Raw genomic sequence first — 22316 nt, 5'->3', positions numbered from 1 at the left:
AATAGTTCTAAGGTGTTGACAAGGCAAACGGCAAAAAAACGGCAAAAATTAAAAAATATTAATGTTACACTTAAAAATTATGATTAGGAATATAGGTAAATTTAGATGCGAAATAATATGTGTCTAGGTAATAAGAAAAATTGAGGATATAATAATAGGGATTTTTATGTAATAAAGTAACTGCAGAATATTCAGCAGTTACCCGAGCTAATTATATTAAAACGTGTAAAGCATCAGCACCTTAAGACGCGTAAAGCATCTGCTACTTTTCTTGCAAAATTTAAAGGTTCATCAATAGATTCAAAGTGAATATACATGAGTCTTGGATTATCAAATAACCAATGGTTATGGAGAGCAGTAACTGTTATTCCATGTTCTCTAAGAATTGTAATGAAATCATTAATTTCTTTCTGTAAAATTACTGTTTCACCTAAATTAAGAGTTCTTCCACAGCTATCGGTAGATTCGAAAGAGAATAAAGCAGCTAAAGCTAATGGAGAATGAGTTGGTCTTCCTAATATTGTTGCATCTATATCTCTAAGAAATGTCACAACGCATAAATCTCTTGTAGATGTTAAAATTTCTGCTCCAAGTATCCTGGCAAATTGGTTACAAAGATTACAAGGATTTTTAGTGTGGCTGCAAGAATCTTTAGTTTTTTTATGACAATCTGTCATCTTAAGTCACCCCTATAATATTTTTTAGAAAATCAAGATTATAGCTTGTCCTTAGTCTTTGAGTAAAACTTGATTTTCTATGTAATATGGAGTGGGTACCTGTGGTAATATGATATGCAACTTACTTATATTTGTGCCTAATCAGGTATAATTCCTATAAAATCAAGCGAAAGAGAGAATATGTATGAGTAAGCAATATGTGAGATTAGTGCTAGAAAATATGTACGCTATAGAACATGCATTACAACTTAAAGTAGAAAATAAAAAGATAATGCTTGCGTTCGCTAAAGTAGCCGCTGACTTAAGTAAAAACATTATGAGGAATCTAAAAGATTTCTACAATGGAAATATGGGTATAAGCCAAAGTCAGTAGAAGAGATAGCAGACCTCATGAACTTGGCAAGGGCAGCAGCTTATAGAAAAGGAGAGGAATTAGTAGAAGATATAGCCCAATGGTGCAACTTTATAAACTGAATAATTTGTGACATAAGCATTAGACTGAGAATTGTTGGTAGAATGAAGGAAAACATCTTGATATAGAGAATATGTATATTGCAAATAAAAGATAGACATAAGGGGGATAATAGGATGATAAATTTATTAAATATGAATGATGTTTCAATGGAATGGAGGAATTTTATATCAATTGTTAAAAATAATCCAACAGTGAGACCAATTACATTAGAAGCTTGGAAAAGGTGTACAGAACTAGGATTAAAACCTAATAGCATAAAGTTTAAGTTTCTATCGGATAAAGAACTTAAACAAAAGTTACAAAAGAATTCGAAACTAGTTGAAACCTCAGCGGCATACATGGATTCTTTATCATTGAGTTTAACTGGAATACCTCATATAGTTGCTTTGTCAGATAGTGAGGGGTGGATTATAGATTCTAGGGGCACACCAGAAGAGTTAGGTGGAAGGACAGTTGGTATTTGCCTTGGAGCAAGTTGGGCTGAGAGGAATATCGGGAATAATGGTATCGGAACTGCGTTAGCAACAGGTCAGCCGGCTCTAGTGTATGGCATAGAACACTTTGGAATGGTATATGGGTCCTGTGCTTGCATAGGTGTACCTATTAGGCATAATGACGAAATTATAGGAGCAATTGACATAAGTGTACCTGTTCAGTATGCACACCCAGCAAGATTGCATATAGCTGTTGCATGTGTAACTTCTATTGAAGCTACAATGTCAAATCTTAATAATTATTCACAAAGTGTTTCATCAGACACAAAGTTATCAGCGACAAGTGAGTTAATTGCAACAGCAGTGCATGATCTTAAAAATCCTTTAGCGATAATAAGGGGGTTAGGACAGTTAGGTAACCTGACTACAGATAAACATTTAGCCCAGAACTATTTTGATAGAATAATTAAACAAGTTGACGAAATGAACAGTATGGTAACTGAACTTCTAAGTATATTTAAACCTGAAGAACTTATACCTCAGAAGGTAATTCCTATAATAAAAGAAGTTTTAGAATCATTTAAACCTATATGTAATTCTAGAAATATTAGCTTATATTTAGTTAACAACGTAGACATATATATCAACATGTGTGAAAGGCTTTTTAAGAGAGCAATTGAAAATTTGATAAATAACGCAGTACAGATAATGGGAGACAATGGGATGATTCAAGTAATGACTCAAATAGATAAGGATTCCATAATAATCTCAATTAGCGACAATGCTGGTGGGATACCTGAGGAATTAAGAGAAACCTTATTTGAACCATTTTCCTTTAAAAGGAGTGGTGGAACTGGATTGGGTCTGTTTATGGCATATCATACAATTACTAACACTCATAAAGGACAAATTTGGTTCGAAACAGAAACAGGTCATGGAACTACATTTTTTATAAGATTGCCAATCACCCAAAATGGAGAGAGCAATACAATGAGGCAGTATCAATTAATTTAAATTATACTAATCTTATTTAGTTAAAACCATGAGATAAACTTGAGATTTTATTGAGACAAAAAACTGTTAAAAGTGATTTATAATAGTAGTATAGAAATTTGGACTAAAGGCTGTATTAGGCAATGGGAATTACATGATAGGTTTGAATCCTATTTGTTCCTACTAAACCTCCCAATACTCCGAGAAAAGGCACTTGGAGAAATACCAGGTACTTTTAATTTAATAATCATGTAATACTAACGACACAAGACTGTAACAATAGATATCTATAATAATATTACAGATAAGTAATATTATTGCATCAGATTTTAGTATATACTTCGATGGGAATATAGAAACTCACTTAGATGAGTTTAATGAAAAGACCAAAGAAAACTTTGCAATAAAGCAAGCAATTGCAGTTAAGCAAAGTGGAATAGAGCAAAGTGGAATAGAGCAAATAAAGTTTTAATTATAAAAAGTAGGGCCTTGGACTAAGGGCTCTTTTTATTGTGAATTTTATAAAGGAAGTATCCCATAGAATGTATAATGGATTATAACCATTTGTAGATAACTTAGATATTTTAATAATAATTATTTTATAATTGGATATACTACTTATTACCCCTTACTGATAATGGAGTTTTATTATAGCAACAAGTAGTCCTACACTCTTTTTATAAAGTGTAGGACTTGTTAGTTCTGCAATATAAAAAGAATGCGTCGTATTCTATATAGTTATATTATTCCTTTATTGATTGTTTTCATATGTATCCTCTTCCTCTTTAGAGTTCTTAGCATCTTTCTTATCCATTATCAAAGAAAGGATATATAAAACTAATACTGGCGTTACTAATAATGAAGTACATGCTATACCAGCACTTATAGAAAATTTTGTAGCTATAATCCCAATAATTGGTCCGCCTATAATTTGCCCTAATGCATTAATTTGTCCATTCATAGAAAGTATGGTTGCCCTTGCACTATCATCTATATGATTATTTAGCCATGCATTAAATATAGGATCATTTATAGCTCTAAACAGATTTGTTGCTAAATAAGCTGCTAGCATTAAGTTAAAGTTTCTTGTAAGTGCGAATGCTAACATAAAGAATATATAAAATATATTTACAACCAATAATATCTTCCCACTTTGATTCTTATCCTCTTCTAACTTCTTAGCTATAAACTGCATTGATATAGCACTTAATACCATTCCAGCAATACCAAATATCCCAAACCAAGTTACAGGCTGAAGGTTTCCTATGTTAGGAAGCTTAGTGTCTTGTAGGAAATGTGCATTTGAAAGTCTATCATAACCTTCGCTAGATAAACCATAAAGTAGAGTCACAGAAAGTAAAATCATCATTATAGATTTACTTTTAACAAACTTTAAGCCAGATTTAAAGGTATATCCCATTTTTCTAAAAGTGTTTAGATCTTCTGGAGCAGATGGTGTAAAATTATTCTCTGGCATATACAATGCTAAAAATAATGCAATAATAACAAATAAACTTCCACTGATTATAATAGGTAATCTAACAGAGAAATTACCTACTATGGTACTTAGTATTATCCCGATAACTGCTCCTATTTGTCCTGCTTGTGCTCCTTTTATATACATTTTATCTAAGTCTTGTTCTTTTTCTTCCTCTGCAATCCATGCCTCAACAGACCCACTAATAAAAGTTGAACCTAATCCCCATATTATCTGTGCTGCAAGTACAAAAGTAAAACTAGAAATAGAACCTTCTAAAATAAATCCTAATCCTGTCAAAACTGCACCGATAATAATAGATAACTTACGGCTATATACGTCTGCAACTATTCCTGTAGGAATTTCAAATATAAAGCATGCCGCTTCTAATGTAGTTCCCACAAGTATAAGTTGAAGTGGATTTAAATGAACCTTTTCAATGTGGTATACTATCGTAACTGTAGCAACCAACGAAAAACACATCGCTGTAATAGCTGAAAATAATAAATAAATTCTATATGCTGAAAGTTTTTTAACCATTAATTATTCACCATCCATCCCTATATTATGAAAAAGTTTGTTTGTACTTTGTATTCTAGATATCTTAATCATCCTAATAATCTCCTTAAAAAACAAAAAGCCGCAAATGAACACCGGTTCACTTACAGCCTCATAATTATATGACCTAAATGTAAACATGAAATATAGGACTTTAATTTATACAACTTATTACTAAGTTATATAGACTAAAATCTTATATCATATTTATAAATGCAGCAAAAATAGGCATAAAAATACCGTGTTTAGAACACGGCTTTCCTACTTATGCAAATAAGGTGTAACATGCTCATTTTAATACTGATTATTTTAGAAGTACACAAATAAATATGATAGTTATTAATATTTTTCAAATTAATCCCACCAATAATAAACCTTGATAACTCAAGATTTTTCAAACGTACTTTCTAAAAATAATCCTTATTCAGTTAGTTTAGTTAAAAACTACCTCTTTGCGCATATTTACAACACCTTTTCATTTATATTTTTTTCATGTTTATATTTAAATCTATTTATATTATACATAAATTTAGTATTTTTTCAACAATTTATTTTATATCAATTATGGTACATTCTCAATTTTAACTAAAAAATTGTATCAAGTTTTTCCAATGTGTTCGTTATGTATTCATAAATTTCATTGGTGGAAGTTTATTATAGCAATAAAGCCAGTCTCTGTTTAAGATGTAGGCTTTAAGTGAGAACAGAGTAAAACACTCTATCCTCAAATAAAAGTCATATGGTACTTAAGTATTATCAGTCTCGATATAGTGAATCCTTTATATCTTCGTTAATAAATGATTTATCACCACCAGCAGTTAATGAAGAAGTAGTTTCAGAATCTCTATCAGATAGTCTATTAAAACTATTAACTTGAGAATAATTTTTTAATCTTTTATCACCACTGCCTTTAGTTGGAATATTTTTATTAGCATCCACAGTTAACACCTCCATTTCTTATAGTGTGCAAATAAAAGATAAATATAAGATTTTATAAAAATAGCTAAAAAAAACACACACCATAAGGGGGGATAATTATGGAACAGCAGAAAGAAAAATATAAATGTGACAAGTTCCTAAAAGAGATAGGAGAAAAATATCACATGTGAAAGTCAGCAGTAAATAGAAAGGGAGAAGATATAGTTGATGCTGTCTCTAAGATATTAAGTGTATAGATTTTTATATCATGAATTTAGGGACTCAGCTGAGTCCCTTTTTCCGAGGCACTTATGCCGAGATTAATCCAAGTTCATTGGTGCATAAACATTGTATTTGAAAGCCGGATATATGGCTTCATTCACCACTTTGCTTTCCTCCCTGTTGTTACAGTATGCCTTTATAGAGAGTGTCTTTATCATCATTTTGTCATAGACAACGCTGGTTTTTGTGGCGATGTTTGCGTTTCTTAAAATATCTGCAAACTCTTTGCCGCTGTCCATATTGTCTGCTGTAATATCAAAGATGAAAAGCTTCTCCTTCTCAGATTTTTTAACGACAAGTCCCGGAATCAGAGTTCCTATAAATGTTGCGGTACATATCGCCATGATGCTGAGTATACCATCTGACTTTGCCATCCTCACAACAGCAAGCATATATACAGTTGTAGATAACGCTGCTAGCAAGCTGGAAAAGAAGAATTTTTCACGGGTTAGATATATATTCTTCATTGTGCCCAGAGTGTTATCCAGTAATTTAAGTAAAAATACTATTAAAATTTCCATTTTACCTCCTAATTTTTGTTGCAATAAAAAAACGAAAGCTCTTGTAATAAAAATCACAAGAGCCGAATAATATCTTAATTTATTGATAAAATTGTTTTGCGCCATAGGGCGTGTTCTTATGCAATTATATTAGTATATCATAAAATATATAAATTGTCTACATAATTGATTAATTCACCGATTACATAAATAAAATAAAAGGGTACTACAATTCACCTCTATGCCTTAGGTAGCCAAAAATTCCGCCGCATAGTCCGCCAAATATGTGAGCAAACTGTGATATATTATCTTTAATTAGAAGCCCACTTAGAATTTCCTTTCCGAGAAATACAAATGTAACAATAATAAGAGTAAGAGGTACCTTTCCAGATTCAACATTTGCAAAGGAACTAAGTAGTATTAGCATAAAAACAATTCCACTAGCTCCAAGAAGGCCAGCGTTAAAGAATATTGTATTTATAAGACCAGTTAAAAAGGCTGTTACTAAAATCATTTCCATTAGAGAGGAAGAACCATATTTTTCTTCTACCATAGGCCCGACAAGTAGAATAATTAAAAAATTACCTGAAAAATGACTCCAATTAGCATGACCTAAAATATAACTGAAAAGACGTACGTATTGAAGAGGGTCTTTAATGGAAGTTCTAAAGTTTGTAAAGAGTAAGTTATTAGTAAACCCGCCAGTAGACTTATCAAGTAGAAGAACAGCAAAAGAAATAAAGGTAAAGGTTAAAATCACTGGAGAGTTATAATGAATTCTTTTAAACATAAATTACACCTACTTTACATAATAGATTTATAAGATAAATACTAAGATTTAGGTTATCCAAATTATTATAATTATATCAGCATTGAAATAAATGTAAAGTTGTAAAAACCCCATGTTAAAAACATAGGGTCTTACAGTAATATTGAATTTTTAAGAAGAAGCTAGTTTAAGTTAGCTAGATTTATAATATTTTAAGTAATCAAATAGAGGTTTTCTTATTCTTATAAGTTGAAAAGCTAAATCTATAGTTGGATATCCTATTGTTTGAAAAAAGCTTATAATAGAATCATAAATTCTTACAATTTCATTAGAAGAACTCATAATTTTCTCCAATAAATTGCTTATATATTATTATATGAATTAGTAGAGTTAGCGTTACAAACTATACTACTGAATATAGGCATAATCATGTTTAGTATTATTTGTTATAGTTTTTAAGTATTCCTTCTAATATTCTAGCATGTCTACCTTCATCTTTAGCGGCTATGCTAAAGAATTCTCTGGCTGAATCAATTTTAAGTTCATCTGCTTTTAAGGAATCGGAATTTTTAGCATTATTAGCGAAAATTTCTCCCTCTAACATTTGCCGTATATCTTGAAAGCAGTTATCAGTAATCATTCCGTTAAGTTCAGCACAGGTTGCAGCGTGGTCTAATTCATCTAAAGCCATAACCTTTAGAATTTCTGCTATATCTCCGTAGCCTTGTCTCTGAGCCTGGCGGGCTATGGCCATGTATAAACCTGCTTCCTTTGTTTCACCAGTAAAGGTTTGTTTAACAGCTCTTTCTAATATAGTACCTTTAGTATCTCCTAAAGTACTTTCGATGGTTAGTTTAATTTCATCCATAATTCAAACATCCTTTCTATTATTTAAAATAGTTTTTTAGATTTTATTTTTTAGCATTGACAAATGCCTCATATATCCTGCTGGATAGTTCAGCATTATCTTGTTTTACATCATTTAAGTATAATAAAACGCTTCCGTTATAGTCTTTAGGATTTCCAAATAAAATTACTTCACAAGAACTCCTAAGTATGTTAATGATACATTCTTCATCATGATAAGCATTGCAATTTTTACACTGATTAAGAATAAGGCCAACAGTTTCAACTATAGAGCTTTCGTCAAAGATCTTTGTATCAAACAAAGGTATGTTATCTATTTCTCCATCAATAAATTGTTCATTAGTTTTCAAACAGGTAAGTAGATTTTTTTTACAATAACCAATTAAACAGCTCTCTTTAGAGCATGTACCACAATCCTTTTCTCCTAAGCAGCATTTACCAACAGAAGTTATAAGAGAATTAAAGTTTATATCTGTTTCCAATAAATTCACCCTTTCCTTAATTTTATTCAATTCAAACTCAAATTATTAAATAATATAAGTTACTACCTTGTAATAATTTCTACAACATATTAAAAAATCCTTCTAATTGCTGAAATTTTATTATCAAGTTTAGAGAATTTAAGTTGACTCAATAGTAAAGGCAGTACAATATAACAAGTGATTTACTTGCATTGTACTGCCTTTGTGGTTAAGAGATTAAATTACTCCATTTGATCTATTGTTCTTGCTCTATTTTTTTGTTTTTCTTCTACATTAGCTAAAGTTTTACTATCTAATCTATTGCCAAAGTGGTCTAAGTATTCCTTTGTATCTTCATAATTTTCCTTTAAGTTCTCTAATGGGTGATCATCATATTCAGCACCATAAACAATTTCATTTTTTAGGTGTTGAATCTCCGCTTCTCTAGCACATTGTATATCTCTAGCATGAGCTTTGTTTTTAGGATCACCTATATGAGAATATTGCTCAAGATGTCTCTCTGTTCTAGTATAGTTTTCTACGGTATCTATTAGCTGATCTATACGATGTGCATCCTTTTCTTGTTCTCTTGTTTTTTGCATTAATCTATCTTTTTCTTGTTGATTTGTCATTTATAATTCCTCCTCACATGTCATATGATACACTATTATTTTGACTTCTAAGAGGAGTTTTAATACTATAGAAAGTTTTCTAAAATTACAATTATTTTAGCAAGTATTATTTCTAATTTTATATTAAAGGTTAATGTTACTTTTTAACATTCTTAAATTTTTTATGCTTAAGTCTAAAACTTTGAAGGAATGTGTTAATGCACCTGTAGAGATATAGTCTACTCCAGTTTTAGCAATTTCACCTATACTATCTAAGGTAACATTGCCGGAAGCTTCTGTGGTTGCTTTTCTGTTTACAATTTTTACTGCTGTCTTTAAGGTTTCTATATCCATGTTATCTAGCATTATTATATCCGCTTTAGCTTCTAGAGCTTCTTCAAGTTGACTTAAATTTTCTACTTCAACTTCTATTTTTCTAACAAAGGATGCATTCTTTTTTAACAACTCAATTGCATTTTTTATTCCTCCAGCAGCATCTATATGGTTATCTTTTATAAGAACTCCATCATTTAGCCCAAACCTATGATTACATCCTCCACCTACTTTTACTGCATATTTTTCAAAAACTCTCATACCAGGAGTAGTTTTTCTTGTATCTAAGAGCTTTGTAGTGGTTCCTTCTAATTTTTTTACAAATTTATCTGTAAGAGTAGCAATACCACTCATTCTTTGAAGGAAATTTAGCGCTACTCTTTCTCCAGTGAGTATAGCTCTAGTATTTCCGTAAATCTCACCAAGCTTCTGGCCCTTATAGATTTTATCTCCATCATTAACATAGAGTTCTGTATTAGCACTGCCTAAGAGAGTAAAAACTCTCGTAAAAATTTCTGTACCTGCTATAATGCCATCTTCTTTGGAAATTAAGTCTACAGTAGACTGAGAACAATGTCCAACTATAGAGTTAGTAGTTATATCCTCATAATAAATATCTTCTTTAAGAGCACCTTTAATAAGTTCATCAACAAGTAACCAGTTCATTTTTAAGATCTCCTCTCAACTTAAGTATGTTATCTATTAAAATTTGTTTATACTCTTTCTCATAATACTTAGTGGGATATTTAAGCCTAGGAGCTTGCATTTTATATATTTTTAGGGTATCAATAATGCTATTTATTTGAATAGCACCTCGCTTTGAAAAAACCAATCCCTCTAGGAGAGAATTACTAGCTAATCTATTAGCACCATGAACTCCAGTACAACTTACTTCTCCAAAGGCATACAGGTTTTCAAGAGAGGTTCTGCCCTGTAAATCTACATCTATACCTCCCATAAAATAATGTTGAGCCGGTGAAACTGGAATAGGTTCTTTTGTTATATCAACACCATTTTCTAAACACTTTATATATATATTTGGAAACCTTTTAATTAAAAAGTCCTTATTCATAAAACTAACATCAAGATAGACGTTGCGGCTATTAGTCCTTTTTTCTTCTTCATATATATACCTTGTAACTACATCCCGAGGAAGAAGTTCCTCTACAAATCTTTTACCTTCATTATTTATTAGTTTACCGCCTTCACCTCTAACAGATTCAGAGATTAAAAACCTCTTTTCATCTTGATTAGAGCAAAAAAAAGCTGTAGGGTGAAACTGAATATAATTTAGATTTTTAACTTTTACTTTGTTTTTTATTGCGATGGCGATACCGTCTCCAGTAAGTATTCTCTGGTTAGTAGAGTTCTTAAATATACCGCCGATTCCTCCGGTAGCAAGGATTGTAACTTTGGTTAGGATATTAATTTGTTCATTATTTTTTAGACAAATTCCTCCCATACAAACATTATCCTTTTGTATAATATCTATTAAACAACAATTCTCCAATATAGTTGTGTTTTTTCTTGACTTAATATTAGTAATAAGAATATCTTCTACTTTTTCACCAGTAAAGTCCTTACAATGCACTATTCTATTTATACTATGAGCTCCTTCACGGGTATAGCATAGGCCTTCTCTGTCTTTATCAAAATCTACACCTAAATTACAAAGGTGATTTATATTTTCCATTGATTCTTCAACTAAAGTTTTTACCGCTTCTACACTATTTTCCATTTGCCCAGCCCTTAAAGTATCTTGTGTAAAAGAATCTATATCAGTGTAGCCCCTAGCAACAGATATTCCTCCCTGGGCAAGACTGGTGTTACATTGGTCTATATTACCCTTTGAAATAATCACTATTTTTAAATCTTTTCTTAAATTAAAGGCGGTATACAACCCTGCGATACCTGTGCCGACTATCAAAACATCCGCTAAAATATCCATGGATATTACCTCCCAAGCTCATGCATGTTAGCTAGTGATACATAAGCTTTTTTTCTTATCTCTTCATTTATTTCTATCTTATTTTCCATATTCAATAGACTATTATATACATCTTTTAAATAGGTTTTTTTCATATTTATACAGCTCATACCGCCTCCTGGAAGATAAAATTTCTTTTCAGGATTTTTTCTTTTTATCTCATGAAGAACACCTTCCTCCGTTACAATAAGAAACTTGCTATTAGAGCTTGTACTTACAAAGTTGATAATTTCACCAGTACTTCCTATAAAATCTGCAGCAGCTCGTACAGGTTTTTCACATTCAGGGTGGGCTGCAATTAGTATATCCTTATGTAGACTTCTAGCTTTTTCTAATGCTTCAGCTTTAACTTTTTTATGAGTTATACAGAATCCATCCCATAGTATAAATTCTTTATCAGGAATTTGCTCTGCTATATATTCACCTAGGTTCTTATCTGGTAGAAATATTATTTCCTTTTCCTCTATACTCTTTATAATTTTTAATGCATTAGAAGAAGTGCAGCATACATCAGATAGAGACTTTACCTCAGCAGAAGAATTTATGTAACAAACAACCTTTGCATGAGGATGCTTTTCTTTTAAAATTTTAACTTCCTCAGCTGCTGCCATGTCAGCCATAGGACAACCAGCATCGGCAGCAGGAAGAAGAACTATTTTTTCTGGTGATAAGATTTTCGCGCTTTCAGCCATAAATCTTACCCCACAAAAAACTATTAAATTTTCACTACATTCTCTTGCCATTTTGCTTAGATAATAGGAGTCTCCAACAGCATCAGCTATATCTTGAATTTCAGGTCTTTGATAATAATGAGCTAAAATTATGGCATTTCTCTCTTTTTTTAACTTTATAATTTCTTCATTTAGATTGATTTCCATTACTATTCCCCCGCTCGATATACATATTGTTTTACAGGTGTATATACACCTATAAAACAATATTATCACCAAAGACAGGGAATATCAATATAAAATGAATTTTATTCCATAATTAATTGTAATAGAGCCATTAGCATTCTTCTCTCTACACAAGAAAAATGACAATGGCTCTAAGTTATTATGAAAAATATATTCAGAATAGTGGATCTTTAGGAAGTGGTTTTATATCTTGAAAAATATAGTTATATATTTGCTCTTTAGTTGTACTTAAGCTTGGTTTAGGTACAAGATACCATATGTCATCTACTACTTCTCCTTTACAATAACCATCTACAGGAAATCTTTGTTGTTCTAAATTAGAAATACCAGAAAAGATAAATTTTCCTCCTACAGCCAGTATCTCTGACTTATCGAGACTTGTTTCCACCGATGGTAAAAGTTCAGAAACTATATATGGATATTTTGCAGGGGATACTGTTTTCATCTTGCTTATTATTTGGTTTAAAATTAGACGTTGCCTTTCTGTTCTTTCAAAATCACCATCTCCAACCTTCCGTATTCTTGCATAGGCAACAGTTTGAATACCATCTAATGTTTGGAGTCCAGATGTTTTAACAAGGGAATAACTCTTTTTTTCGATTTCTCCAGTTTCAGCAATACATCTGTTAAGTTCCCTTAGTTCGTATTTTTTTACGTCAAGGTCAATGCCTCCTAAACTATCAATGATTTTTGTCATTCCATTAAAATCTACAGTTACATAGTCTTTAATATTTAAGTCAAAATTATAATTAATTGTGTCTAAGGCTAATTTTGGTCCTCCATAGGTATATGCCTCAGTAATTTTAGTTTGGTTATGACCAGTTACTGCAACGTAAGTATCCCGCATTATTGAAGACAATTTAATTTTATTATGCTTATAATCGATAGTAGCAATTATTATACAATCTGAATGAGGAGGATCTGACTTGCTACTTCTAGAGTCTACTCCGAATAATGCTATATTAACTATTGAGTTATTTGTTTTACTTTGTTCATCATAGAGCTTGGAAGAATCTTTTTCTATGTTCTTTTTAGTATAGGAGCCATATTCATCATTGGATAAACTCTCTGAGTTATTTTCTTCTCTAGTAATAGGGTTAATTTTTATTTTATCTAATTGATAGTTAACATATAAAAAACTTCCTAAGCCGGCTATTGTTATAAATATGATTGTGAGAAAGATTATTTTTTTTAGATATCTTTTTTTATGCCTTCTTTTTCGTCTCATCTTTGGGTCCTCCTTGACTTAAATCAAGATTATTATTAGTAGTATTCGACATCTATAATAGAAATAAATCAAGGAAATACTTCCAAGCTACTGTATGCCACAGTTGGACAGGTTATTAAGAAAAACAATTTTAAAAAATACTTGTGAATTTTCATGTTTTTTAATACTTTGCAAATAATATAAAGTGAAATAGTATTATATTATCAAAGTAAATTTAGAACTATGGTAATGCTGTTAGTTAAATCTAAGGTGAAAATATGCTTTCCAAAAGTGAGGTGAAATTTATGAAAAATGGAATTAGGTCAGATAACAAAGATCTAAAAGGGGAAAAGCTAGATTTTGACACAGTCCTAAGCAATAATAAAAAAGACCAGAAGAAGGCTGCTAAGAGCAAACCAGATGAAAAGTATCCTTGGGACTACTAAATATTAAAATACGGCATAAACTTAGATATGATTATCCTAAGTTATGTCGTATTTTAATATTAGTGAGGTATTGAATTTTCATAGATTACAGAAAGTTCAGTATAAACCTTTTTAAGTCTACTATACTCCTTATTTAAGTTTTCCATATTTAAGGAAGATAACTTCTTAAAGGCCTGAGTTAGTTTTAATTCATATTCTAACATCTGAATCAAAAGCTTTAAATCAAAGGATTTAAGGTTTAGTTCTATATCTTCATCTTTATCCAATGCATTTCTGCATAATGATAACACTGTACTATATACTGATATTCTCCTTTTTAATACAGCAACATGTTCACTATGATGAACATGTCCTTCAATGATTTTAGAAAGAAGGGATTCAGCACTTCCTAAAGCATGAGCAGTGGAAGAGTATACTACATTTAAATCATTTAAGCTAATTTTAATTTTTTTAGCGCCAGGATATATAAAGTCGTCGATAAAATACTCACCACTATTTTTTGGATTATCTTGTTTATCACCGTTCATTTACATTCCACCTTAATCAAGATTTTGTAATGCCATTAAGGTAATTATAGCCATACTTATAAAAAAATATGTATAATGGATTGAAAATAATGGATTTTGAAATCTGCTATAACGTAAAAATGGTAGTTAATATATGCAAGTATAATAAATTTTACTGTAGGAAAGCATAAACAATGTACAAGATGATAAAGTGGAGGTGTTTTATATTATGAAAGTTGGAGATAAAAGAAACTTTAAACAAAAGGGCTTTAAAGATCAAAATCAATTTTCAAAAAATCAAATAAAACAAACTATAGAAAAAAGGGCCTATAACGAAAGTGGTTATGAAAATAAAGATGGAGAACAATATGTGTAATAAAATTCTCTAAGTTGCAGTTGTTGGAAAAAAGTTGACAAATGCAAATATGGTGATAGAATTAAAGTATAACCTAATTATTTGTGAAATCGGATATTTTTAGAAATTTCTAAAATGTTGGATTAGCAGATAAATTCAATGTGTTTTAAGTAAAACCTAACAGAAAGGAAATATCTGATCTGAAGGGAAATTAGAGTACACACAATAAATAGGTATTTATATCTATAAAATTGGGTAGAAATCTGACTTTCCCTAAAGTATAATTTAGGGAAAGTTTTTTATTTTCTGAAATAATGAAGGGGACTTTAGATGAACACGATAAGGGGAATGATTATACCGATATTTATTCTAGTAATATGGTGGACAGGCTCTGTTTTACATATTTTTAATGATTATATAATACCAAAGCCGTTGGTTGTAGCAAGTACTGCTTATGAATTATTAAAAAGCGGTATTTTGCTTAAGCATTTGATGGTTAGTTTTTACAGAGTGTTTTTAGGCTTTATAATAACCTTTGCAATAGCTTTTCCTTTTGCTATTTTCGTAGGAATGAATAAAAAAACTATGGACTATTTGGAACCTTTTTTAGAATTTAATAGACATATTCCACCAATGGCTGTTATTCCTATGTTAATATTGTGGTTTGGCATTGGAGAAACCTCCAAATTGGCAGTTATTTTTCTTGCTACCTTTTTTCCCGTGTTTTCAAGTACGTTAACTGGTATTACTAATTATGACAGAAAGCTTTTAGAAGTAGGAGAAGTATTTAATTTTAGCAGTAGAGATAAGTTTTTTAAGATAATATTTCCTCAAGCAGTTCCATATATATTAACCGGAATACAGCTAGGACTTGGTTACAGTTGGAGAGCTTTAATGGGGGCAGAACTTATTGCAGCATCTTCAGGTATAGGATACATGATAATGGATGCAGAGCAACTGTCCAGACCAGATATTATTATAGTAGGAATTTTTTCTATAGGAATTTTAGGCTATGCTGTTGACTATATCTGCTTAAAGCTTACAAGTAAACTTGTAATTTATCATGGAAAAGAGGTTGAGTATGGAGGCACTGATAATAAGGAGTCTATCCAAGAATTTTAATATAAAAGGAAAAGAAGTAAAGGCTCTTAATAACGTAAATTTATTTATAGAAGAGGGAAGTTTTACATCAATAGTTGGTAAAAGCGGCTGCGGAAAGACAACCCTACTTAAAATAATATGTGGATTAGAACAGCAAACAGAGGGTGAAATTAATTTTGGACAAACAATAAGCGAAGAAGATAGAGCTAAAAGAGTAGGTATTGTTTTTCAAGAGCCTAGACTTATGCCTTGGCTCACTGTAGAACAAAATATGGCCTTTCCGCTTGCTAGAAATAGAGATAAAGAAGAAGTTTATTATACAGTTCATAAATATTTAGACATGTTGGGATTAGAAAATTTTAAAGATGCTTACCCAGCTCAAATTTCAGGGGGTATGGCACAGAGAGTAGCTCTTGGAAGAACTCTTTGTTACAATCCTGAGGTGATTTTAATGGATGAGCCATTAGGAGCTTTAGATGCCTTTAATAGGAGAAAGCTGCAAAATGAATTTATAAATATATTTAGGGAAAATAACAAAACTATAATTTTTGTAACACATGATGTGGAAGAAGCCATCTATCTGGGACAGAAGGTAGTGGTGTTAGACAAAGGGAGTGTCTTAAGTGAAACTCCTGTGCCCTTGGGCTATTATAGAGATGCTGCTTCTTTGGAGTTTATAAGACTAAGGGAACAAATAATGGATCAGCTTTTAAGTACATAGCCACAGGTTTGTAGAAAGTTATTATACAGTTTGTTAAGTAATTTATTTTAAATAAAATTGAGAATAGGGAATAAAGAATTAAGATTACAGTTTTTCTATAGTTTTAAGTTTCTGATTCTCCATTCCAAGCTAGAAGAAATTGGGGGGTAAAATGATGAAAGAATTTTTAGCAGAAGAGTTCATTATAGATTCTGAAATAAGAGAATCTATAGAAGAAGGAAAAGAAAAAGTCAAGGATAAAGAATATGTAGTAGGACTTATAGAAAAGGCGAAGGCATGCAAAGGTCTTACACATAGAGAAGCAGCAGTATTACTAAATATTGAAGATAAAGAAATATTAGAGGAAATGTTTAAAGCTGCGAGAAAGGTAAAGGAGACTATCTATGGAAATAGAATAGTTTTATTTGCACCACTTTATGTAAGCGACTATTGTGTTAATGGCTGTAAATATTGTGGATATAAGTGCACTAATAAGGATTTCCCAAGAAGAAAATTGACTATGGATGAGATAAAGCAAGAGGTAGAGTATATAGAGGCATTAGGACATAAGAGAATAGTGTTAGAGGCAGGGGAAGATCCTATTAACTGTTCTCTAGATTATATAATCGATTGTATTAAAACTATTTACTCTATGAAATTTAAGAATGGCAGTATAAGACGTATAAATATTAATATTGCAGCTACTACTGTAGAGGACTATAAGAGGTTAAAAGATGCAGAAATAGGAACATATACGCTTTTCCAAGAAACCTATAATAAAGAAACTTATGAAAAGTTACACCCAGTAGGACCAAAACATAACTACAATTGGCATACTACTGCTATGCACAGGGCAAGGGCTGCCGGAATTGATGATGTAGGAATTGGCGTGCTATACGGTCTATACGATCATCAGTATGATACAGTAGCAATGCTTATGCATGCCGAACACTTGGAAAAAGCAACAGGAGTTGGCCCTCATACTATATCTATGCCAAGATTAAGAGCTGCAGATGGAGTAGATTTTAAAGAATTTCCTCACCTAATCACTGATGAGCAGTTTATAAAAATAGTAGCAGTTTTAAGATTAGCAGTCCCTTATACTGGAATGATTCTTTCAACTAGAGAGGAAGCAAATTTTAGAGACAAGGTTATATCTGTAGGTATATCACAGATAAGTGCTGGCTCCTGCGTGGGAGTAGGAAGTTATGCAGAAAGCAACGCGCTAAAACATTCAGATGAAAAACCTCAATTTGAAGTAGCGGATCACCGTACGCCGGCTGAAATTCTTAAAAATCTTTGCAAATCTGGTTATGTTCCAAGCTACTGTACAGCTTGTTATAGAGCAGGAAGAACTGGTGACAGATTTATGGAGTTTGCAAAGAGCGGCACTATTCACAATTTCTGTTTGCCTAATGCATTATTGACTTTTAAAGAATATTTAATAGACTATGCAGATGAAGAATTACTTGCTGTTGGAGCAGAAACTATAGAAAAGAATTTAATGGATATTCCAGATGAAAGAGTTAAAAAAGAAACTATAGAAAAGCTTGCAAGGATAGAAAAGGGAGAACGAGATTTAAGATTTTAGAAGGGAAGAGCAACAGTGAAGATTTTAAAAAAGCTAGGAATAATTTTTAGCTGTATTCTGATAACTACTACAACTTTCACAGGTTGTAATAAGTCCCAAGGTACAGCTAGTACATCAAATAATAAAGAGACCTCAGATAAAGTTAGTAATGTAAATATTTCTTATGTAAAGGCACCATTAAATGTACCTTCTATTATTGAAAAAAAGAAAAATATGTTTGAAGAAGAATTTTCTAAGAAGGATATTAAGGTTAGTTATCATGAAATTACAGAAGGCTCTAAGATGACAGAGGCTGTTGCAGCTGGTTCATTAGATTTCTGTAATGCAATAGGGGCTACTTCTGTTATCTTAGCTGCTGCTAATGGGGTAAATATTAAAATTATAGGTATGTATAGCAGAGCGCCAAAGGCATTTACTATAATGGCTAAGGATCCTTCAATAAAAACATTATCAGATTTAAAAGGTAAAAAGGTTGTTGGGCCAAAGGGTACAATACTTCATCAGCTGCTGCTAGGAGCACTTAATAAAGAAAGCCTTAAGGTGGAAGATGTGCAGTTTATAAATATGGGAATACCCCAAGGAGTTTCTGCTATGATGTCAGGTAGTGCAGATGCAGCGCTAGTAGCAGGACCAGCAGTACCTCAAGCTATAGAAAAGGGTGCACGAGTTATAACTACAGGAGAGGGTATACTAGATGCAACTATTGTAATAGCAGCCAGAGGAGAATTATTAGACAAACATCCTGAAATAGCAAAAACATATATGAGTGTCCATAATAAGAGTTTGGAATTTATGAAAAGTAATCAACAGGAAACCTATAAGTTAGCATCTGAAGAAACAGGTCTTTCCGTAGATAAGGTTATAGATATGTATAGCTGGTATGATTTTAACCCTAGTATTACAGCTAAGGATATTGAGGAATTGGAAAAAACTCAGCAATTTTTAAAGGAAAATGGAATGCTTAGTAAGAATGTAGACATTAAAAGTCTAATAAAGGATATTTCAAAGTAAGTGTTTTAATAAAAATAGACTATAGGTAGAAGGCTACTTATAGTTTATTTTTTTCATTATTTTAGGTTTAAATCTATTAAGGACGAAGGTTTCAACTTAGGATAAAGAAGCAGAAGGAGCCTTATAGAAATGTAGTTATATAGGTTTGATAAAGATCAAAGTTATAAGTTTTTTATGGCTTTGATCTTTTACTATTTCAGGCTAGGTTTTTTACTAATAATTATAATTCCATCCTGGAGTTAGAGGGTGTATATCTACCACTGTTTTGAACCAAGATTTCTCGAATTCTATCTTTAATATATGGATTTTCGTATATAATCTCTAAATTATATCTACACTTTTTAACTATAGACATAAAGGTTAATCTTTTATTTGATTTTATTAAATTGTTAGTTGCTCTATCTATTTTTTGATTTATTACCTGTAGTTCTTTATAATATACCATTCTTGTTAGTATATAATTCCTTAACTCAGGATATTTTCTTACTACAAACCGTGTTACACCAGATTTTTCTGCAACCACAGCAAAGACTAATCTTTCCTTTTTAGAAATCATGTATTGTATAACAGTATCAACATCGCTTTTATACTCATCTAAATCTTTATAATAGGTTTCTGCCGCAATTAAACAGTTTTCCATGTTTGTTAACCCCTTTCGACAACATTTATACTATAATCATATAGCATAACTTGAAATTTGTAAATATATCCCTACTTAATTGACATAATGAAAGGAAAAGATAATATTTTGTTATAATAACCAGTATGTTCATAACCTTTTCTTATAAATATTGAAATATATAGAAGCAATTGTTATACTTGGAATTACTATCGTGGGAATTAAGGAGGAATTTACTATGGCAAAGAACCCAAGAGAAATACTTAATGATTTTATGTCAGGTATGAATGAAGTAGCAAAAACTAATGGAGAACAAGTAAGTGCTTTTATGAATCTTGCAGGAGTTACTGGAGCATCAGGTGTAGTTGATGTGAAGACAAAAGAGCTTATAAGCATAGGAATTGCTGCATATAATAGATGTGAATACTGTATAGTTGTTCATACTTATAATGCTCTAAAAGCTGGTGCAACAAGAGAAGAAATAATGGAAGCATCTATGGTAGCTGTAGGTTTTGGTGGAGGTCCATCTATGGCGTACAGCGTAACTTTATTAAAGGATTCAATAGATGAGTTTGAAAAGGATTTTAAATAGACAAGTATGCAAAGCAAAGCTATGTGTTAAAGGCACATAGCTTATTTTTATATGGATGATATTTTAAAAGCTATATTTTAAAGATAAGCAATATAAAGCTAAGTTTGCTCCGAGTTATGACAGTAAGTTAGTAATGGCAGAAAACTTTAATTAGGTTATAATATACTTATAGAAAAGCTAAGGAGGAGTACAGGATGAGTGACTTGAAAAAAATAGACATTAGAAATGTAGTTCGTGACAGCTATAAAAAGATAGCTGTAGCCAATGTAAAAAAATCTGGATGCTGTGGCGATAGTCTTTCTTTAAAGAATTCTTCAGTGGAAATATCTCGCAAGATAGGATATTCTAACGAGGAAATAGAGATGGCTCCAGAAGGTGCAAATATGGGGCTTGGCTGTGGAAATCCTCAGTTACTAGCTGATATAAAAGAAGGGGAAACAGTTATAGATCTAGGAAGTGGAGGCGGCTTTGATTGCTTTTTAGCCTCAAAAAAGGTTGGAGTTAATGGGTACATAATTGGTGTAGATATGACTCCAGAAATGATAACTAAGGCAAGAATTTTAGCTAGAAAAAATAGATACAAAAATGTAGACTTTAGATTGGGAGAAATTGAAAATCTTCCTGTAGCAGATAATACAGCAGATGTAATTATATCTAATTGTGTCATAAATTTATCTCCTAATAAACAAAGAGTGTATAATGAAGCCTATCGTGTATTAAAGAAAAGAGGAAGAATTGCTATTTCTGATATAGTACTTATGAAAGAACTTACAGAAGAAATGAAGCAGGATGAAAAGCTTTACTGCGGCTGAGTTACCGGTGCATCTTCAGTTGAAGAGTTAAAGGCATTCTTGGAAAAGGCAGGATTCAGTGATATAAGTATAGAAACTAGTGAAGTATCAAAGGAATATGCGGAAAAGTGGGGACATAATCTTAAAGTTGGAGAATATATCATGTCTGCATCTATTAAGGCATCAAAGATTTAAGAATAGGGAACAGGTCAAATTAGGAGGGAATAGCTATTAGTTATTCTCTTTTTTTTATTAAATAATTTCAAATTATTTAATTTATATCATTGCAAATAATTTGGTTTTATAAAATTATCTAGATAAAACTAAAAATTCACATATATATTGTTATAATTGTTAGAAAATTTATAACAATAATACAGATAAGATGATATAATGTATTTAAACAATATTTTGGAAACGATTTTACTAGTGGTTATTTTAATTGTATAATTTTTATTGCTATAAGTTTTATAAACATATGTAATTACAAAGGTAGGGGTAAGGAGTGAAAGTTAATGTTTCTTATGATTGACAATTATGATTCTTTTGTGTACAACCTTGTGAGATACTTAGAAGAACTAAAAGAAGATGTTAAGATAGTGAGAAATGATGAAGTAACCCTAGAAGATATAGGGAGAATGAATCCAGAGGGAATTATAATTTCACCAGGACCTAAGTCGCCAGAACAATCAGGAATTTGCGTAGATGTGATTAAAGAGTTTAGCGGTAAAATTCCTATACTAGGAATATGTCTTGGACATCAAAGCATAGGTTATGCCTTTGGAGCAAAAATAGTCAAGGGAAAGGAACCTGTACATGGAAAAATTTTCGATGTTTACCATAGCAATAAAGGAGTATTTAATGGACTAAAAAATCCTGTAAAGGTAACTAGATATCACTCCTTAATAGTAGATAAGAGAACTCTTCCAAGTTGTCTTGTAGTAACCGGAGAAACTTCCGATGGAGTTATAATGGCATTTAGACATAATAGGTACTTAGTTGAAGGAGTACAATTTCACCCAGAAGCAGAACTCACCGAATTTGGTCATGAAATGTTGAGGAACTTTTTAGAAGAGGCTAAGGAATTCAATAGTATGAAAGTGGAATTATAAATATTACAAAAGAGTGAAATAATTGG

Annotated in this window: 26 protein-coding genes; 11 read left to right on the top strand and 15 right to left on the bottom strand. The window is 31.3% G+C overall.

The genetic code is table 11. The features are described 5' to 3' along the window. Window positions 1-233: 233 nt before the first annotated feature. Window positions 234-677 carry a DUF1259 domain-containing protein gene (locus N4T77_RS16000; RefSeq protein ID WP_261672842.1) on the bottom strand — a complete coding sequence of 148 codons (444 nt, stop codon included), beginning with the start codon at window positions 675-677 and terminating at the stop codon, window positions 234-236. Between the two features lie 184 nt (window positions 678-861). On the opposite strand from N4T77_RS16000, the gene N4T77_RS15995 reads away from it, so the two are divergent. Further along, the gene (locus N4T77_RS15995; protein ID WP_261672841.1) at window positions 862-1050 is read left to right on the top strand and encodes a hypothetical protein; all 189 of its coding nucleotides are present in this window, start codon (window positions 862-864) and stop codon (window positions 1048-1050) included. Between the two features lie 215 nt (window positions 1051-1265). Next, window positions 1266-2600, top strand: coding sequence for an ATP-binding protein (locus N4T77_RS15990; RefSeq protein WP_261672840.1), 1335 nt, complete (start codon window positions 1266-1268; stop codon window positions 2598-2600). Between the two features lie 730 nt (window positions 2601-3330). Here the strand turns inward: N4T77_RS15990 and N4T77_RS15985 are convergent. From N4T77_RS15985 to N4T77_RS15930, 12 genes are all read right to left on the bottom strand, one after another. Beyond that, window positions 3331-4596: an MFS transporter gene (locus N4T77_RS15985; RefSeq protein ID WP_261672839.1), complete on the bottom strand. Its 1266-nt coding sequence runs from the start codon at window positions 4594-4596 to the stop codon at window positions 3331-3333. Between the two features lie 774 nt (window positions 4597-5370). Continuing rightward, a complete protein-coding gene (locus tag N4T77_RS15980) occupies window positions 5371-5553 on the bottom strand; it encodes a hypothetical protein (protein WP_261672838.1) in 183 nt (60 codons plus the stop codon). 299 nt (window positions 5554-5852) lie between these two features. Beyond that, window positions 5853-6335 carry a hypothetical protein gene (locus tag N4T77_RS15975; RefSeq protein WP_261672837.1) on the bottom strand — a complete coding sequence of 161 codons (483 nt, stop codon included), beginning with the start codon at window positions 6333-6335 and terminating at the stop codon, window positions 5853-5855. 205 nt (window positions 6336-6540) lie between these two features. Next, window positions 6541-6972, bottom strand: coding sequence for a rhomboid family intramembrane serine protease (locus tag N4T77_RS15970; RefSeq protein ID WP_315903179.1), 432 nt, complete (start codon window positions 6970-6972; stop codon window positions 6541-6543). Window positions 6973-7275: 303 nt separating this feature from the next. Next, window positions 7276-7425, bottom strand: coding sequence for a hypothetical protein (locus N4T77_RS15965; protein ID WP_261672834.1), 150 nt, complete (start codon window positions 7423-7425; stop codon window positions 7276-7278). 97 nt (window positions 7426-7522) lie between these two features. Beyond that, the gene (locus N4T77_RS15960) at window positions 7523-7951 is read right to left on the bottom strand and encodes a ferritin family protein (protein WP_261672833.1); all 429 of its coding nucleotides are present in this window, start codon (window positions 7949-7951) and stop codon (window positions 7523-7525) included. Window positions 7952-7994: 43 nt separating this feature from the next. Beyond that, window positions 7995-8432: a hypothetical protein gene (locus N4T77_RS15955; RefSeq protein ID WP_261672832.1), complete on the bottom strand. Its 438-nt coding sequence runs from the start codon at window positions 8430-8432 to the stop codon at window positions 7995-7997. A gap of 221 nt (window positions 8433-8653) precedes the next feature. Further along, window positions 8654-9043, bottom strand: coding sequence for a hypothetical protein (locus tag N4T77_RS15950; RefSeq protein ID WP_261672831.1), 390 nt, complete (start codon window positions 9041-9043; stop codon window positions 8654-8656). Window positions 9044-9166: 123 nt separating this feature from the next. Continuing rightward, complete coding sequence (gene nadC / locus N4T77_RS15945; RefSeq protein WP_261672830.1) at window positions 9167-10021, bottom strand: carboxylating nicotinate-nucleotide diphosphorylase; 855 nt, start codon at window positions 10019-10021, stop codon at window positions 9167-9169. Beyond that, window positions 10002-11303 carry an L-aspartate oxidase gene (locus N4T77_RS15940; RefSeq protein WP_261672829.1) on the bottom strand — a complete coding sequence of 434 codons (1302 nt, stop codon included), beginning with the start codon at window positions 11301-11303 and terminating at the stop codon, window positions 10002-10004. The genes nadC and N4T77_RS15940 overlap by 20 nt, the downstream gene beginning before the upstream one ends. A 5-nt stretch (window positions 11304-11308) precedes the next feature. After that, a complete protein-coding gene (gene nadA / locus N4T77_RS15935) occupies window positions 11309-12220 on the bottom strand; it encodes a quinolinate synthase NadA (protein WP_396125146.1) in 912 nt (303 codons plus the stop codon). Window positions 12221-12413: 193 nt separating this feature from the next. Further along, the gene (locus N4T77_RS15930; RefSeq protein ID WP_261672828.1) at window positions 12414-13487 is read right to left on the bottom strand and encodes an LCP family protein; all 1074 of its coding nucleotides are present in this window, start codon (window positions 13485-13487) and stop codon (window positions 12414-12416) included. A gap of 284 nt (window positions 13488-13771) precedes the next feature. On the opposite strand from N4T77_RS15930, the gene N4T77_RS15925 reads away from it, so the two are divergent. Next, window positions 13772-13912 carry a hypothetical protein gene (locus tag N4T77_RS15925; protein ID WP_261672827.1) on the top strand — a complete coding sequence of 47 codons (141 nt, stop codon included), beginning with the start codon at window positions 13772-13774 and terminating at the stop codon, window positions 13910-13912. Window positions 13913-13971: 59 nt separating this feature from the next. Here the strand turns inward: N4T77_RS15925 and N4T77_RS15920 are convergent, their stop codons facing one another. Next, window positions 13972-14439: a hypothetical protein gene (locus N4T77_RS15920; RefSeq protein WP_261672826.1), complete on the bottom strand. Its 468-nt coding sequence runs from the start codon at window positions 14437-14439 to the stop codon at window positions 13972-13974. A gap of 208 nt (window positions 14440-14647) precedes the next feature. On the opposite strand from N4T77_RS15920, the gene N4T77_RS15915 reads away from it, so the two are divergent. From N4T77_RS15915 to N4T77_RS15895, 5 genes are all read left to right on the top strand, one after another. Beyond that, complete coding sequence (locus N4T77_RS15915; RefSeq protein ID WP_261672825.1) at window positions 14648-14794, top strand: hypothetical protein; 147 nt, start codon at window positions 14648-14650, stop codon at window positions 14792-14794. Between the two features lie 309 nt (window positions 14795-15103). Beyond that, window positions 15104-15895: an ABC transporter permease gene (locus N4T77_RS15910; RefSeq protein WP_261672824.1), complete on the top strand. Its 792-nt coding sequence runs from the start codon at window positions 15104-15106 to the stop codon at window positions 15893-15895. After that, window positions 15855-16595 (top strand): ABC transporter ATP-binding protein, encoded by a 741-nt coding sequence (locus N4T77_RS15905; RefSeq protein ID WP_261672823.1) that lies wholly within the window; start codon window positions 15855-15857, stop codon window positions 16593-16595. The genes N4T77_RS15910 and N4T77_RS15905 overlap by 41 nt, the downstream gene beginning before the upstream one ends. Window positions 16596-16749: 154 nt before the next feature. Continuing rightward, window positions 16750-18165: a [FeFe] hydrogenase H-cluster radical SAM maturase HydG gene (gene hydG, locus N4T77_RS15900; protein WP_396125145.1), complete on the top strand. Its 1416-nt coding sequence runs from the start codon at window positions 16750-16752 to the stop codon at window positions 18163-18165. Between the two features lie 15 nt (window positions 18166-18180). Then, window positions 18181-19176 carry an ABC transporter substrate-binding protein gene (locus N4T77_RS15895; RefSeq protein ID WP_261672821.1) on the top strand — a complete coding sequence of 332 codons (996 nt, stop codon included), beginning with the start codon at window positions 18181-18183 and terminating at the stop codon, window positions 19174-19176. A gap of 220 nt (window positions 19177-19396) precedes the next feature. On the opposite strand, the gene N4T77_RS15890 is transcribed toward N4T77_RS15895, so the two are convergent. Then, entirely contained in the window at window positions 19397-19816 is a 420-nt protein-coding gene (locus N4T77_RS15890; RefSeq protein WP_261672820.1) for a hypothetical protein, read from the bottom strand. A gap of 217 nt (window positions 19817-20033) precedes the next feature. On the opposite strand from N4T77_RS15890, the gene N4T77_RS15885 reads away from it, so the two are divergent. From N4T77_RS15885 to N4T77_RS15875, 3 genes are all read left to right on the top strand, one after another. Continuing rightward, a complete protein-coding gene (locus tag N4T77_RS15885; protein ID WP_261672819.1) occupies window positions 20034-20387 on the top strand; it encodes a carboxymuconolactone decarboxylase family protein in 354 nt (117 codons plus the stop codon). A 194-nt stretch (window positions 20388-20581) separates the two neighbouring features. Beyond that, a complete protein-coding gene (gene arsM, locus N4T77_RS15880) occupies window positions 20582-21373 on the top strand; it encodes an arsenite methyltransferase (protein ID WP_261672818.1) in 792 nt (263 codons plus the stop codon). A 320-nt stretch (window positions 21374-21693) separates the two neighbouring features. Further along, window positions 21694-22290: an aminodeoxychorismate/anthranilate synthase component II gene (locus N4T77_RS15875; RefSeq protein WP_261672817.1), complete on the top strand. Its 597-nt coding sequence runs from the start codon at window positions 21694-21696 to the stop codon at window positions 22288-22290. The last annotated feature ends 26 nt before the right edge of the window (window positions 22291-22316 follow it).

It is taken from the genome of Clostridium sp. CX1 (assembly GCF_025398335.1).
Taxonomy (GTDB): Bacteria; Bacillota; Clostridia; order Clostridiales; family Clostridiaceae; genus Clostridium_AM; species Clostridium_AM tanneri.
Note: the sequence above shows the minus strand (reverse complement) of the source record. Positions and strands in the feature narration are given on the sequence as shown.

Coding starts and splice junctions, on each gene's coding strand:
- N4T77_RS15960 (WP_261672833.1), bottom strand. CDS start 7,951: ATGGATGAAATTAAACTAACCATCGAAAGTACTTTAGGAGATACTAAA.
- nadC (WP_261672830.1), bottom strand. CDS start 10,021: ATGAACTGGTTACTTGTTGATGAACTTATTAAAGGTGCTCTTAAAGAA.
- N4T77_RS15920 (WP_261672826.1), bottom strand. CDS start 14,439: ATGAACGGTGATAAACAAGATAATCCAAAAAATAGTGGTGAGTATTTT.
- nadA (WP_396125146.1), bottom strand. CDS start 12,220: ATGGAAATCAATCTAAATGAAGAAATTATAAAGTTAAAAAAAGAGAGA.
- N4T77_RS15905 (WP_261672823.1), top strand. CDS start 15,855: ATGGAGGCACTGATAATAAGGAGTCTATCCAAGAATTTTAATATAAAA.
- N4T77_RS15875 (WP_261672817.1), top strand. CDS start 21,694: ATGTTTCTTATGATTGACAATTATGATTCTTTTGTGTACAACCTTGTG.
- N4T77_RS16000 (WP_261672842.1), bottom strand. CDS start 677: ATGACAGATTGTCATAAAAAAACTAAAGATTCTTGCAGCCACACTAAA.
- N4T77_RS15885 (WP_261672819.1), top strand. CDS start 20,034: ATGGCAAAGAACCCAAGAGAAATACTTAATGATTTTATGTCAGGTATG.
- hydG (WP_396125145.1), top strand. CDS start 16,750: ATGAAAGAATTTTTAGCAGAAGAGTTCATTATAGATTCTGAAATAAGA.
- N4T77_RS15925 (WP_261672827.1), top strand. CDS start 13,772: ATGAAAAATGGAATTAGGTCAGATAACAAAGATCTAAAAGGGGAAAAG.
- N4T77_RS15950 (WP_261672831.1), bottom strand. CDS start 9,043: ATGACAAATCAACAAGAAAAAGATAGATTAATGCAAAAAACAAGAGAA.
- N4T77_RS15975 (WP_261672837.1), bottom strand. CDS start 6,335: ATGGAAATTTTAATAGTATTTTTACTTAAATTACTGGATAACACTCTG.
- N4T77_RS15965 (WP_261672834.1), bottom strand. CDS start 7,425: ATGAGTTCTTCTAATGAAATTGTAAGAATTTATGATTCTATTATAAGC.
- N4T77_RS15990 (WP_261672840.1), top strand. CDS start 1,266: ATGATAAATTTATTAAATATGAATGATGTTTCAATGGAATGGAGGAAT.
- N4T77_RS15995 (WP_261672841.1), top strand. CDS start 862: ATGAGTAAGCAATATGTGAGATTAGTGCTAGAAAATATGTACGCTATA.
- N4T77_RS15910 (WP_261672824.1), top strand. CDS start 15,104: ATGAACACGATAAGGGGAATGATTATACCGATATTTATTCTAGTAATA.
- N4T77_RS15890 (WP_261672820.1), bottom strand. CDS start 19,816: ATGGAAAACTGTTTAATTGCGGCAGAAACCTATTATAAAGATTTAGAT.
- N4T77_RS15915 (WP_261672825.1), top strand. CDS start 14,648: ATGAAAGTTGGAGATAAAAGAAACTTTAAACAAAAGGGCTTTAAAGAT.
- N4T77_RS15930 (WP_261672828.1), bottom strand. CDS start 13,487: ATGAGACGAAAAAGAAGGCATAAAAAAAGATATCTAAAAAAAATAATC.
- N4T77_RS15940 (WP_261672829.1), bottom strand. CDS start 11,303: ATGGATATTTTAGCGGATGTTTTGATAGTCGGCACAGGTATCGCAGGG.
- N4T77_RS15985 (WP_261672839.1), bottom strand. CDS start 4,596: ATGGTTAAAAAACTTTCAGCATATAGAATTTATTTATTATTTTCAGCT.